At 70.7% G+C, this 12,098-nt stretch carries 14 protein-coding genes; 12 read left to right on the top strand and 2 right to left on the bottom strand.

Translation table 11 applies throughout. The features are described from left to right. The first annotated feature begins 6 nt into the window (after positions 1-6). From AB0A97_RS13635 to AB0A97_RS13595, 9 genes are all read left to right on the top strand, one after another. Positions 7-195: a hypothetical protein gene (locus AB0A97_RS13635; protein WP_361148542.1), complete on the top strand. Its 189-nt coding sequence runs from the start codon at positions 7-9 to the stop codon at positions 193-195. 11 nt (positions 196-206) lie between these two features. Next, positions 207-773, top strand: coding sequence for a hypothetical protein (locus tag AB0A97_RS13630; protein ID WP_361148540.1), 567 nt, complete (start codon positions 207-209; stop codon positions 771-773). After that, entirely contained in the window at positions 770-1,171 is a 402-nt protein-coding gene (locus AB0A97_RS13625) for a hypothetical protein (RefSeq protein WP_361148538.1), read from the top strand. The genes AB0A97_RS13630 and AB0A97_RS13625 overlap by 4 nt, the downstream gene beginning before the upstream one ends. A 110-nt stretch (positions 1,172-1,281) precedes the next feature. After that, complete coding sequence (locus AB0A97_RS13620; RefSeq protein WP_361148536.1) at positions 1,282-1,980, top strand: SAM-dependent methyltransferase; 699 nt, start codon at positions 1,282-1,284, stop codon at positions 1,978-1,980. Then, positions 1,977-2,828 carry a bifunctional DNA primase/polymerase gene (locus tag AB0A97_RS13615; protein ID WP_361148534.1) on the top strand — a complete coding sequence of 284 codons (852 nt, stop codon included), beginning with the start codon at positions 1,977-1,979 and terminating at the stop codon, positions 2,826-2,828. The genes AB0A97_RS13620 and AB0A97_RS13615 overlap by 4 nt, the downstream gene beginning before the upstream one ends. A 2-nt stretch (positions 2,829-2,830) precedes the next feature. After that, positions 2,831-4,303: an ATP-binding protein gene (locus AB0A97_RS13610; RefSeq protein WP_361148532.1), complete on the top strand. Its 1,473-nt coding sequence runs from the start codon at positions 2,831-2,833 to the stop codon at positions 4,301-4,303. Positions 4,304-4,759: 456 nt separating this feature from the next. After that, entirely contained in the window at positions 4,760-4,972 is a 213-nt protein-coding gene (locus AB0A97_RS13605; RefSeq protein ID WP_361148530.1) for a helix-turn-helix domain-containing protein, read from the top strand. 66 nt (positions 4,973-5,038) lie between these two features. Then, positions 5,039-6,250 carry a tyrosine-type recombinase/integrase gene (locus AB0A97_RS13600; protein WP_361148528.1) on the top strand — a complete coding sequence of 404 codons (1,212 nt, stop codon included), beginning with the start codon at positions 5,039-5,041 and terminating at the stop codon, positions 6,248-6,250. 252 nt (positions 6,251-6,502) lie between these two features. Continuing rightward, positions 6,503-6,904: a nuclear transport factor 2 family protein gene (locus AB0A97_RS13595; RefSeq protein WP_361148526.1), complete on the top strand. Its 402-nt coding sequence runs from the start codon at positions 6,503-6,505 to the stop codon at positions 6,902-6,904. A gap of 37 nt (positions 6,905-6,941) precedes the next feature. On the opposite strand, the gene AB0A97_RS13590 is transcribed toward AB0A97_RS13595, so the two are convergent. After that, a complete protein-coding gene (locus AB0A97_RS13590; RefSeq protein ID WP_361148524.1) occupies positions 6,942-7,763 on the bottom strand; it encodes a helix-turn-helix transcriptional regulator in 822 nt (273 codons plus the stop codon). Positions 7,764-7,964: 201 nt separating this feature from the next. Here AB0A97_RS13590 and AB0A97_RS13585 point away from each other — a divergent pair, with 201 nt between their 5' ends. Together AB0A97_RS13585 and AB0A97_RS13580 are read left to right on the top strand one after the other, a co-directional pair. Further along, positions 7,965-8,324 carry a YciI family protein gene (locus AB0A97_RS13585; protein ID WP_361148522.1) on the top strand — a complete coding sequence of 120 codons (360 nt, stop codon included), beginning with the start codon at positions 7,965-7,967 and terminating at the stop codon, positions 8,322-8,324. Positions 8,325-8,370: 46 nt separating this feature from the next. Further along, positions 8,371-9,612, top strand: coding sequence for an RNA polymerase sigma factor (locus AB0A97_RS13580; RefSeq protein ID WP_361148520.1), 1,242 nt, complete (start codon positions 8,371-8,373; stop codon positions 9,610-9,612). A gap of 95 nt (positions 9,613-9,707) precedes the next feature. Here AB0A97_RS13580 and AB0A97_RS13575 read toward each other — a convergent pair whose 3' ends face one another. Next, positions 9,708-11,447, bottom strand: coding sequence for an FAD-dependent oxidoreductase (locus AB0A97_RS13575; RefSeq protein WP_361148828.1), 1,740 nt, complete (start codon positions 11,445-11,447; stop codon positions 9,708-9,710). Positions 11,448-11,750: 303 nt separating this feature from the next. On the opposite strand from AB0A97_RS13575, the gene AB0A97_RS13570 reads away from it, so the two are divergent. Further along, a complete protein-coding gene (locus tag AB0A97_RS13570) occupies positions 11,751-12,062 on the top strand; it encodes a 4a-hydroxytetrahydrobiopterin dehydratase (protein ID WP_031010939.1) in 312 nt (103 codons plus the stop codon). Positions 12,063-12,098 lie beyond the last annotated feature (36 nt).

The following is a 12,098-nucleotide window of genomic DNA, read 5'->3' as shown; positions in this document are numbered from 1 at the left end:
ACCGCCGTGGCGGTCACCGTCTCGTTCATCTTCCTGTTCGGCCTGGTCCTGTTCTTCCTGCTGCGCTCCCGGTCGCTGACCTGGGGAAGCGCCTTCGTCGCCGTGATGTTCGGCTTCTACCTCGCCTCCACCGGCGCCTCCAGGCCCGTCAACCAGCTCAGCGAAGCCGTGGTCAACGCCCTCAGCAACCTCTAAGGAGCACCACCGTGTTCGAGATCCGCGTCATCTGCGACGCCGCCGACGCCGGGCCGGTCACCGCCGCGCTCGAAGCCGCCTTCCGCACCGGCGCCGTGCGCCGCTACCCCTCACGCAGCACCCCGGGCCGGGAGCGGCTGTACGTCACCGCCGACCACCGGCCCGACCCCGGCGGGCAGCCAGCCGCCCTGTGGCCGTCGCCGGACGCCGCCTACGCCGGCGCGCCGTTCCTGACTGACGAACTCACCTGGGTCGCCGAAACCGCCGCGGCCGCGGCGGGCTACAGCGGCCCGGGCAACCGTGTTTTCTGTCTGCGCAAAGCCGCCGCCCTGGACCGCCTCGCGCTGCTGGACGACGCCATCAACGTCTCCACCGCCTCCGCCGAAGCCGCCACCGACGCCGCCCGCCGCCTGCTCGCCCTGGACCGCAACGCCGACGGCGACAGCCCCGGCGCGGGCACCGTCCCGCCGCACACCCTGGACGCCGCCCGCGACCCGCGCGGCTACATCCGCCAGGAATACGCCGCCTGGCACCGCCAGCACCTGGCCGCCGGCCGCCCCGCACGGCAGGCGCCGTGACCCGGATGCTGCGCGGTCCGGACGGCCGCCACTGGCAAGAGACCGTCGGTCAGTTCGACGAACGCGTCGGGCAGTGGGTGCACGAGCTGACAGCAGCGGTGCAGGACCCGGACACCGGCCGATGGGCGGCCGACCGCCATGGTGAACGCACCACGGTGACAGGGATTCCGGACCGGGCCGGGTACACCGAGGTCTCCGCCGACCCGCTCCGCGAACCCTGCATCGCCCACCTGCACCGGCTCGTGACCGAGCTGACGGCCGACTTCGAGCAGCAGACCGGCGCCCCGCACCCGCGCGCCACCGACCTGGCCCACGCCCTGGAAGACGTGGCCATGCGCACGGAACACCTGCGGCGCCGCCCCCGGCACCCGCCCCCGCCCCGCCGCGGCCGTCGCTGACCACGGCACCGCGCAAGCCCGAAACCTTCGCACACGAGGGCGGCCCCCAACCTCACGCCAATGAAACCGGGGCCGCCCTCTCTCCCAGCACTCAACTGGAGGTCTCCAGCATGACTCAACCTGCCCCCGTCCGGCGAGACGCCGACCGGCCGTTCCGGCCGCGGCTGCTGGATGCGTTCTGCTGCCAGGGTGGCGCCGGCATGGGCTACCACCTGGCCGGGTTCGAGGTGACCGGCGTCGACAAGGACGCTCAGCCCCGCTACCCGCTCAGCTTCCACCAGAGCGACGCGATCGAGTTCATCCGCGAGTTCGGCGCCGCCTTCGACTTCATCCACGCCTCTCCGCCGTGCCAGTACGACAGCGAATGCCAGCGCATCCGGGGCCGCGCGCACCCCGACCTGATCGCACCGACCCGCGAAGCGCTGGAAGCCACCGGCCGCCCGTGGGTCATGGAGAACGTACGCGGCGCCGCGGTCAAGCTGCTCTCCCCGGTGATGCTGTGCGGGGCCATGTTCGGCCTCCAGACGTACCGGCACCGGTACTTCGAGACCGGCGGCGGCTTCACCTTCACCCCGCCCCCGCACCCGCCGCACACCGTGCCGCAGGCCAAGATGGGCCGCCCCGTCCCGCCCGGCTGGTACGGGCAGTACGTCGGCAACTTCTCCGGCGTCCCCCTGGCCCGGCGGGTGATGGGCGTGCCGTGGATGAACCGCGACGGCATCCGCGAATGCATCCCGCCCGCCTACGCCCGGCACATCGGCCGCGCCGCCCTGGCCCACCTCCGTACAGAGCTGGAGGTAGCCGCATGAGCGCGCCGTTCCGTACGGCCCTGGAACTCGCCGCGGCCGGGATTCCTGTGCTGCCGCTGCGCAAGGGAAAGGTCCCCTTTGCCAACTGCCGCGCGTGCCTCTACACCTCATGCGGTGGGCGCCCGAACATGAAGACCCCCGGCCCCTGCACCTGCCCGGCTCCCTGCCACGGCTGGGCCGCCGCCACCACCGAGACCGGCGTCATCACCTCGCCTGCATGGGCGACCGCATGGCAGGGCGCCGGGGCGGTCGCCTACCACCCCGCCGGGGCAGGGCTGACCGTGCTGGACCTCGACAACGATGAAGCCATCACCTGGGCACAGGCCAGCCTGCCGCGCACCGTGGTCGTGGCGACCACCCGCGGCCAGCACTGGCTCTACCGCGGCACGATGCCGTCGGCCAACGGGGTGCGGCCCGGCGTGGACATCAAGTCCCGCATGGCCTACGCCCGCTGGATCAGCCCGGGTCCCGGGGCGCCGCCCGGTCTGCTGGCCCGCGCGGCCGGTCTGCCCGATGCCGTGCGCGCACTGGTCGTGAAGCAGCGGCCCGCGGCCCGGCCGGTCATCGCCGCGCCCGCACCCGCCGGCGGCGGGCAGTGCCCGCACCGCGCACCCGCCTACCTGGAACGCGGCATCGCCATGGCGGAGCAGCGCATCACCGACGCCCGCAGCGCGGTGCACGCCACCGTCTACGGGGCGTTCCTCGCGGTGCTGTCCCGGCACGGGCGGTGCGGCTGCCTCACCGACGGCCACGTCACGCGGCTGTTCGCCGCCGCGCAGGCCAGGGGCGAAACCGCCCGGCACTGCACGGACGCCTGGACCAACGCCCGCGCAAAGTTGGGGGTGTAGCCGTGTCCGAGGACGACAAGCCCCCGGCGCGGGAGGTCATCACCGACTACGCGCAGGCCCACTTCCGCTACTTCCGCACCGCGGACGGGACCGTGTACGCGCAGAAGAACGGCCACCCCGTGGCCCGCCCGATCCGCTCCCAGGGCACCACCGGCAGCCACCGCCAGGAACTCATGGTCGGCCTGTTCAGGGACGGGCGCGGCGTGTTCAACGGCACCGCCCTCAAGGAGGCACTGGACTTGATCGAAGCACTTGCACTGACCGAGCACGTCCAGCCCGTGCACATCCGCGTCGCCCCCGGCTTTGACGGCGCCACCTGGCTCGATCTGGGACGCACCGACGGACAGTCGGTGCGCATCCATCCCACCGGCTGGGACATCACCGTTCCCGATCCGCGCGAGGTGTGCTGGCGGCGCACCCAGCTCACCGGGGAACTGCCGCTGCCGGCCAGGGACACGGACGGCAAGGGCATCGATCTGCTGCTGCGGCTGTGCAACTTCGCCGGCGCGGCCACCGAATGCCTGGCTATCGCCTGGCTGATCGGCTGCCTCGGGCCGTCGGTGCCCGTCCCCGCCCCGTTCCTCACCGGCCCCCAAGGCGCGGGCAAAAGCACCGGCGGGCGGATGCTTGTACGGATCGTTGAGGGCATGAGCGGGGACCTGCGCCGCGCGCCGAAGGATGAAGAAAGTCTGGTCACGGCGGTGGCGGCCGGATGGATCACGGCCCTGGACAACCTCTCCCACATGACGCCGGACCTGTCGGACGCGATGTGCTGCATCGTCACCGGCGCCGAAAGCGTCAAGCGCGCCCTGTTCACCGACGGGGACGTGCACCGCGCCCGCTACCGCCGCCCCCTGCTGCTGACCGGCATCGACGTAGGCGTCATCCGGCCCGACCTCGCCGAACGCCTCCTGCCCCTGCGCCTGGAACGCCCGCGCGTGCGGCGCACCGAAGCGGAACTGTGGGCGGAGTACGCCGAAGCGCTGCCCATTGTGCTCGGGTCGCTGCTGGATCTGACGGTCAAGGTGCGCGCGGCCGTGGCGGAGACGCCTACCGATCTGCGGATGGCGGACTTCGCGCACCTGTGCGCACAGCTCGACGCGGCCACCGGCTGGGCCACCCTGGACGCCTACCGGGCCAGCCTGGACGACCTCAACGACGACGTGATCGAAGGCGACCTGCTGGCGCAGACCGTCCTGCGGCACGCCGCCACCATCGCGGCCGGCCAGCAGCAGCGGAAGACCTCCACCGAGTGGCTGCACTGCCTCAGCAGCCTCTACACCGGCGACGACTTCCGCCCCCTGCCCAAAGGCTGGCCCACCACGGGAAAGGTTCTCTCCGACCGGCTCAAGCGTCTCCAGCCGACCCTGGCCGCCCGTGGCGTCCTCATCGACCCTGGCCGCACACGGGAAGGCCGCTACATCGAAGTGGCCCGCGAACCCAGCACGGCGCACGAGCAGGAACGGGCATTCTGACCGGCCGTACGGTGTGCCGGACAAGCAAGAAGAGCACCCGTCGCCCCGCCCGGGGTGCTCTTCTTGCTGTTCGGCGGCAGCGCCGCCCTGCAAAGGTCGCGCCGCGAAGCGGCTCCTTCTTCGCGCTCTGAGCCGCACCGCACTACTACAACCGCCCCCTCTTTTTTCCTAAGTAGGGGACGGCTGCGTCACTGCGTCACCCGCAGGCGAAAAAGCGGGCCCTGACCTGCGGGAACAACCCGTGACGCAGACCCCGAAGTCTGCGTCATCCTGCGTCATCTGCGTCACCGATGACGAACGGCCTGCGTCACCGGTGACGCACCCCCGACGCTCTGCGTCACACAAAAACCGCAGGTCAGGCCCGCCCTATGACGCAGGTGACGCGGTGACGCAGAAATCCCCACTTCGGACAGACGCGCGCCCCCGCGAAACGCCCCCCGCTGAGGAGACACCTGGATGAGCATCACGATTGCCGCTCCCGCTGAGCGAGTTCTGTACCGACCGGAAGAGGCGGCGATGGCTTTGGGTATCGGCCGCTCGCTGGTCTACGAGGAGATCCGCCTAGGGCGCCTCCGGACGGTTCGCATCGGCCGTCGGCGACTCATCCCGCCTGAGTACATCGCGCGGTACGTCGAACTGCTGAAGGGCGAGGCAGAAGCCTCCGCCTGACTCACTCTCATACTCATCAACCGGGCCGCGCCTTCGGGTGCGGCCCCCCGGTTTGGAGATTACCGCATGACCGAGACGCCAAAGCCTGCCCGCAGAGCTGGCCACGGAGAAGACACGATCTACTGGGACAAGTCGAAGAACAGGTACATTGGAGCCATTTCGCTTGGATACACACCTGCTGGCAAGCGCAGGCGGCCAAAAGTTTCAGGCGCGACCAAGGCTGAGGTTCGCCAGAAGTTGCGGGAGAAGCGTCGCGAGATTGAGGGCGGTATCAACTCTTCGCCTTCATACACGGTGGAACACGCGGTGAATGATTGGCTGCGACGCGGGTTGAAGGGGCGGAGTCAGTCGAGCGTAAAGGCGTATACCAGCCTAGCGAGGAATCACGTGATTCCCGACCTGGGGAAGGCGAAGTTGCGTGAACTTCAAGCAGATGAAGTGGACGATTGGCTAGAGGGGAAGAGTGAGAAGTTGTCGCGCGAGACTCTTAAGAGGATTCGTAGCATCCTGCATCGCTCGATCGCTCACGCGCAGCGGAGGGGGTGTGTTGGTGTGAATGTCGCCGATTTCGTTGACCTCCCCGAAGGGAAGGGTGGGCGCCCCAGCAAATCATTGAACCTTGAGCAGGCAAAGGCAGTGCTCACCACTAGGCGAGGAAGTTGGATTCACGCTTACGTGGTGTTGGCGTTGCTGGTGGGCGTCAGAACGGAAGAGGAAAGGGCGCTAGTCTGGGCGCACGTGCACACAGACGTAGGTGAGGGTGAGAGGCCGCACGTAGACGTATGGCGATCAGTACGTCGTGAAGGAGAAACAAAGACGAGATTGAGTCGACGGTCACTCGCAATGCCGGAACAGGCCGCCAGCGTGATGACTGCGTATCGAAAGGCGCAGCAGGAGGAGTGCAGTAAGGCAGGTAGGCGGTGGAGTGTGGAGGATTTGGTCTTCCCGGGTCCGACGGGGACTCAGAGAAGTTCCACAAACGTTCGGAAGAACCTGCGTTCCCTGCTGAAAGAAGCCGCCCTGAAGTGCCCTGAGGTGGAGTTCCGGCAGCCGGAGGAATGGACGACTCGCGAACTTCGAACGAGCTTCGTCTCTCTGTTGTCAGCTATCGGCGTCCCGATCGAGACCATTGCCCAGTTGGTCGGACACAGCGGAACCGCTGTCACTGAGCGGGTCTATCGGAAGCAGATCCGCCCCGTCATCGCAGGTGGGGCGGAGGCTATGGATACCATCTTCACGTCGGATGACAGGTCGGCGCAGAAGCCCGCTGATGAGTAAAACCAAGGCGATGGCTCCCTGTTTGGCTCCCTCCGTGGTGTCAAACAAGGGGTTCTAGTCCATGACCTGCGGATGGAGCCCTCTAACGGGCGGGGTCGACATTACCTGCCGGGTAATCGACCCTCCCGCCGCGTCCCGGCATCTTTGAGGCACCGGTTCACGGGCCGGCGCACTCCGGCCCGCGAACCGGCCCACCAGGAGCCGTGGCAGACCGCGGACCCGTACCAGACCACGAGACACGAGGAGTCGGCCATGACGCAGACGGACACCCGGCAGGCGGGCACGGAGCGCTACGAGAACGCGGTCGAGCGGTACCTGGCGGCGTGGAACTCGGCCGGCCAGGACGCCGACGGCGCCGTCGAGGCCGTCACCACGGCCTTCACCGAGGACGCCACCTACACCGACCCGCTCGCCGACGCCGTGGGGCACGACCAGCTCGCCGCCGTCATCGCCGGGGTCCACGCCCGGTTCCCCGGGTTCGCGTTCCGGCGGCTGGGGACGCCGGACGGGCACCACGACCTGGTCCGCTTCGGCTGGGAACTGGTGGCACCGGACGGTTCGGCGCCGGTCGCCGGATTCGACGTCGCCACGCTCGCGGCGGACGGCCGGATCCGTACCGTCTCCGGCTTTCTGGACCGCGTGCCCGCCATGTGAGCCGGAGCAGCGGCCGCCCGCCGCGGGGGAGCGGGCGTCACGGCAGCCACGTCCGCAGGTGTCCGGCCGTCTCCGGGTCCGCCGGGAGGAAGGTCTCCAGGGCGAGTTCGGAGACGGTCACGTCCATCGGGGTGTTGAAGGTGGCGATCGTGGAGATGAAGGACAGCACCCGCCCGTCGTGTTCGACGACCATGGGCAGCGCGTACGGCGCGTGCCCGCCGCCCGCGGCCGTCTCCCGCCCGCCCTCGGGCAGCGGGTAGGCGCTGACCTCCTCGTAGACCGCACGGAGCGGCGCGGAGCGCATGACCGCCAACTGCCGCTGCATCTGCGTCAGCAGGTGCTCCCGCCACTCCAGGAAGTTGCGGATGCGCGGGGCGAGCCCGTCGGGGTGCAGGGTGACGCGCATGGCGTTCAGCGGCGGCTCCAGCAGCTTCGCGTCGACGCCCGCCATCATCGCCCGGATGCCCCGGTTCGCGGCGACGACGTGGTACGTGGCGTCCACGACCAGGGCCGGGAACGGCTCGTATCCCGTCAGCAGCCGCTCCATACCGGTGCGCAGCGCGTCCATCGACGGATCGTCCAAGGGGGTCTCCGGGAAGCCGGGGGCGTAACCGGCCGCGAGCAGCAGCGCGTTGCGTTCCCGTACGGGAACGTCGAGGTGTTCGGCCAGCCGGAGCACCATCTCCTGGCTGGGCCGGGCGCGGCCGGTCTCGATGAAGCTGATGTGCCGGGCGGAGGAGTCGGCGCGCAGGGCCAGGTCGAGCTGGCTGACGCGGCGCCGCACCCGCCACTCGCGCAGCAGCGCGCCCACCCCCGTCATGTCGGACGCCGTCTTCGAGGGGACCGCAGCAGTCGTCATGGGCCGAACCGTAACCGATCCCGTACGCCTGTACGGGGCGCGTCGGTACGGGCAGCGCGCGAGTCCGCCAAGGGCATGGCGGGGCACTGCCGGAAAGAATTCCCGAAAAAGGTCCGGCGGTCGTGTCGATCCGGCGGTCTCCCGTTCGACGCGGGGGTGAGAGGCGGGGAACGGCCCCGCCCGCACGACCGAGGAGTCACCGTGCCGCGCTTCCTGACGCTGATCCGCATCGACGAGAACAACGCCCCCGAGGGCGGCCCGAGCCCCGAACTCCAGGAGCGCATGGGCGCGCTGATGGAGGAGATGACCAAGGCCGGGGTCATGCTGGACAACGCCGGGCTCACCCCCACTTCCCAGGGCACCCGGGTCACCTGGTCCGGCGGGCAGCTCAGCTCCACCGACGGGCCCTTCACCGAGACCAAGGAGGTCGTCGGCGGTTACCTGCTCATCCAGGCCAAGGACAAGGCCGAGGCGCTGGAGTGGGCCCACCGGTTCCTGCGCGTCCACGAGGACCACTGGACCGTCACCACCGAGATCCGCGAGATCGCCGAGAACTGCTGACCGGGCCGCGCTTGTCGCTCCCGCGCACGGCTGATCTGATGAGGCCGTGACGGCAGCAAGCACGACCGACGCGGTCGAGACGGTGTTCAGGATGGAATCCGCGCGGATCATCGCCGGTGTCACCCGCATCGTGCGGGACGTGGGCATCGCCGAGGAACTCGCGCAGGACGCGCTGGTCGCCGCGTTGGAACAGTGGCCGGAGTCAGGCGTTCCGGACCGGCCGGGCGCCTGGCTCATGGCCACCGCCAAGCACCGCGCCATCGACCTCGTCCGCCGCAAGGAGACGTACGCGCGCAAACTGGCCGAGGTCGGGCGGGCGCTGGAGGACGTGCCCCCGCCCGAACCGGCGGACGCGCAGGACATCGACGACGACCTGCTGCGGCTGATCTTCACCGCCTGCCACCCGGTGCTGCCCGCCCCGGCCCGCATCGCACTCACCCTGCGGCTGCTGGGCGGGCTCACCACACCGGAGATCGCCCGCGCCTTCCTCGTCGCGGAGTCCACGGTGGCGCAGCGTGTGGTGCGCGCCAAACGGGCGCTCGCCGAGGCCCGGGTGCCCTTCGAAGTCCCGTACGGCACCGAGCGGTCGGCCCGGCTCTCCTCCGTCCTGGAGGTCATCTATCTCGTCTTCAACGAGGGGTACTCCGCGACGGCCGGCGACGACCTGGTGCGCCCGGCCCTGTGCGAGGACGCGCTCCGTCTCGTCAGGGTCCTGGCGCACCTGATGCCGGACGAGCCCGAAGTGCACGGCCTGGCAGCGCTGCTGGAGTTCCAGGCGTCGCGCATCCCCGCCCGTACGGGGCCGGACGGCGAGCCGGTGCTGCTCGCCGACCAGAACCGCGCCAAGTGGAACCGGATGCTCGTCCGCCGCGGCGTCGACGCCCTGCACCGCGCCGGGCACGGCCCGTACTCGCTCCAGGCCGCGATCGCCGCGCACCACGCGGTGGCCCTGCGGTACGAGGACACGGACTGGGCCGCCATCGCCACCCTCTACGACCGGCTCCTCGCCCAGTCGCCGTCCCCGGTGGTCGAGTTGAACCGGGCGGTCGCCGTCTCGATGGCCGAAGGCCCGGCCGCCGCGCTGAAACTGGTGGACGCCCTGGCCGCAGACCCCGCCCTGAAGGGTTACCACCTGCTGCCGAGTGTCCGCGGTGACCTGCTGGAACGCCTGGGGCGGGCGCCCGAGGCGCGCGGAGAGTTCGAACGGGCGGCGGCCCTGACCCGCAACGCGCGGGAGCGGGAACTCCTGCTGGCCAGGGCGGCCCGCTCCGGCGCCCGTACGGACTGACGTGTACGGCCGGGACGCCCGGCACCCGCACGGCCCGCACACCTGGTCCCGGTACCGGTCCGCCGCACGGCCCGCACCCCGGCGGCGCCCCGGCATCACCCCAGGTCGAAGACGTTGCGCAGCCCGAGCCGGTGCCGCGTCTCGTCGTGTCTTCTGAGCGGCGCGAACTCCGGCGCGCGGTACAGCGGAATGACGGCGCACCGTTCGGCGGCGGAACCGGACGCGTCCAGCAGCGCGTTCACGGCCTGCCGCGCCGACGCGTTGGCGCCCTCCATCGTCGCCAGGTCGATGTCGACCGCCACGTAGTCCCCGGCGAGGAAGAGGTTGGGGATCGCCGTACGGGACGTGGGCCGGTTCAGCCAGGAGCCGGTGGGGTGGATGAGCAACTGCTCGTCGTTGGCGGGGTGCGGGGTGCCGAGCCCGGACACCGCCGGGTCCAGGAACCAGGAGTGCAGTGTCGCGTCGCGCAGCACGACAGCTCCGGTGTCGTTGAGGCCGGCCTTCATCTGCGCCCAGACCTCCCGCGCGACCTCCTCGCGCGTGCACTGCTTGGCCGTCTTCCCGTACAGGATGCCCGGCTGGTCCCACTCCGAGATGTCCACCGACAGGCAGTCGGCGGCCTGCCCGTCGCCGTAGTCGGCCGGGAAGTCCCGGTTCTTCCAGTACTGGGCCTGGCCGACCGCGGTCAGGGACCAGGGCGAGTCGATGTGGTTGACGTGCCCGTGGATGACCGGCGTCGGCTCGGTCAGATAGAACTGGATGCCCGTCATCCAGTCGGTGGCCAGCTTGTCGCAGCGCGCCAGTTGCGGGTCGGCGGCCCGTACGGCGGCGTTCCAGGTGGTACGGGCGTGCTCGACCGGCATCGCCTGCACGAAGTGGTCGGCGACGACCGTCTGCCGTACGCCCTGCGGGTCGGTGACCACCGCCTCCGTGATCCGGCCGCCCGCCAGCCGCAGGTCCCGTACGGTCCAGCCGACCTCGAACTCCACCCCGAGCGACCGCAGGTACGCCACCCACGGGTCGATCCACGCCTCGTTGGTGGGCAGGTTCAGCACCCGGTCCGGCTGTCCGTCCGCGCCCCGCCCCAGCAGGTTGAAGACGAACGCCTCGGCGCAGGTCGCGACGGTCCGGGTGGAGGCGATCTCCGCCTTGGTCGCGACGATGTTGCGGGTCAGGCCGATGGCCAGCAGGCGCTGGTAGTCGGCGGACATCGACGCGGCCCGCAGGAATCGCCACCACGGCGTGTGCTCCCACACGTCCAGCCGGCGCCGGTCGCAGCTGGTGAGGAAGACCAGCAGCCGGTTGGCGAAGTACGCGATCTCGTGGGCGGGCAGGCGGGTGGCGGTGTCCAGCAGGCCGGTCAGCATGCGCAGGAACGCGTCGGGGGTGAGGACCGGCGGGGGAGTGCCGACGGTGGAGAACGGGATACGGATGTCCTCCCGGCCGCCGGTGCGGGCGAACATCACCTCGGTGGAGGCCACCAGGTTGTCGTGGCAGCCGTTGGGGTTGCCGGGGAACGGGATGCGGCGCAGGGTGTCCGGGAGGTTGTGGTAGATGCCCGGGATGAAGCGGAAGCCGTGCTCGCCGGGCAGCGGCTTGCGGCCGCCGCGCGCGCTGTCCGGCACGTCCATGCTGCGGGCCTTGCCGCCGAGGCCCTGGGGCTTGCGCTCGTACACGGTGACCCGGAAGCCGCGTTCGGCCAGTTCGTGCGCGGCGGTCAGCCCGGCCACGCCGCCGCCGAGGACGGCCACGGTCCGGCCCGCGGCACGGCGCCGGGCGGCGGCGGGCGCGGCGGCCGCCGTACCGCCGGTTCCCAGGGCGAGCGCGCCGCCCATCGCCGCCGCCCCGCCCAGGAACGTCCGCCGGGGCTGTCCGCCGCCGGTTCCGCGTGTGTGCTCCGTACGGCCTTCGGTGTCCACGGCTGCTCCCTACTACCCCCGGTAACGGACGGCCCGTCAGGCGCAGGAGCATAGAAGCGGCCCCTCGGCCCCGGAAGCCCGCGGCGTGGCCGTCCGTACATTGGCGGGAAAGCGTCCTCGGCGTGCCACGCTGGAGCTGCTGCAATCGACAGTGCGCGGACGGTCCGGTGGTACGGGCGGTACGCGCGGCCATGCGCTGTGACGGAGAGGCGGAGCGAGATGGACGCTCAGGTGGACCTGCTGACGGACAAGGAGATCGAGGACCGCCTCGCGGAGTTGCCCGGCTGGTCGGTGACGGACGGCAGTCTGACCCGCACCTACACCTTCGAGCGGCACCTTCCGGCGGCCGCGATGGTCATCCACGTCGCCCAGATCCAGGAGGAGCTGAACCACCACTCCGAACTGACTCTCGGCTACAACACCCTGACCGTCGCCGTGAACACCCACAGCGCCGGCCACGCCGTCACCGCCCTCGACTTCACCCTGGCCCACCGGGTCGAGGAGATCGCCACCGGCCACGGGGCGAGCTGAGGGACGGGCGGCGGTCCGGCCGGGAGAGCCGAGCGG

The sequence above is a fragment of the Streptomyces sp. NPDC045470 genome (assembly GCF_040646595.1).
Classification (GTDB): Bacteria; Actinomycetota; Actinomycetes; order Streptomycetales; family Streptomycetaceae; genus Streptomyces.
The sequence above is the reverse complement of the archived record's forward strand: the minus strand, read 5'-3'. Positions and strand labels throughout refer to the sequence as shown.

Bases quoted from the DNA above. Each gene is read 5' to 3' on its own strand.
- AB0A97_RS13620 (WP_361148536.1), top strand. From the start codon at position 1,282: ATGACTCAACCTGCCCCCGTCCGGCGAGACGCCGACCGGCCGTTCCGG.
- AB0A97_RS13615 (WP_361148534.1), top strand. From the start codon at position 1,977: ATGAGCGCGCCGTTCCGTACGGCCCTGGAACTCGCCGCGGCCGGGATT.
- AB0A97_RS13605 (WP_361148530.1), top strand. From the start codon at position 4,760: ATGAGCATCACGATTGCCGCTCCCGCTGAGCGAGTTCTGTACCGACCG.
- AB0A97_RS13600 (WP_361148528.1), top strand. From the start codon at position 5,039: ATGACCGAGACGCCAAAGCCTGCCCGCAGAGCTGGCCACGGAGAAGAC.
- AB0A97_RS13595 (WP_361148526.1), top strand. From the start codon at position 6,503: ATGACGCAGACGGACACCCGGCAGGCGGGCACGGAGCGCTACGAGAAC.
- AB0A97_RS13590 (WP_361148524.1), bottom strand. From the start codon at position 7,763: ATGACGACTGCTGCGGTCCCCTCGAAGACGGCGTCCGACATGACGGGG.
- AB0A97_RS13575 (WP_361148828.1), bottom strand. From the start codon at position 11,447: ATGGGCGGCGCGCTCGCCCTGGGAACCGGCGGTACGGCGGCCGCCGCG.
- AB0A97_RS13570 (WP_031010939.1), top strand. From the start codon at position 11,751: ATGGACGCTCAGGTGGACCTGCTGACGGACAAGGAGATCGAGGACCGC.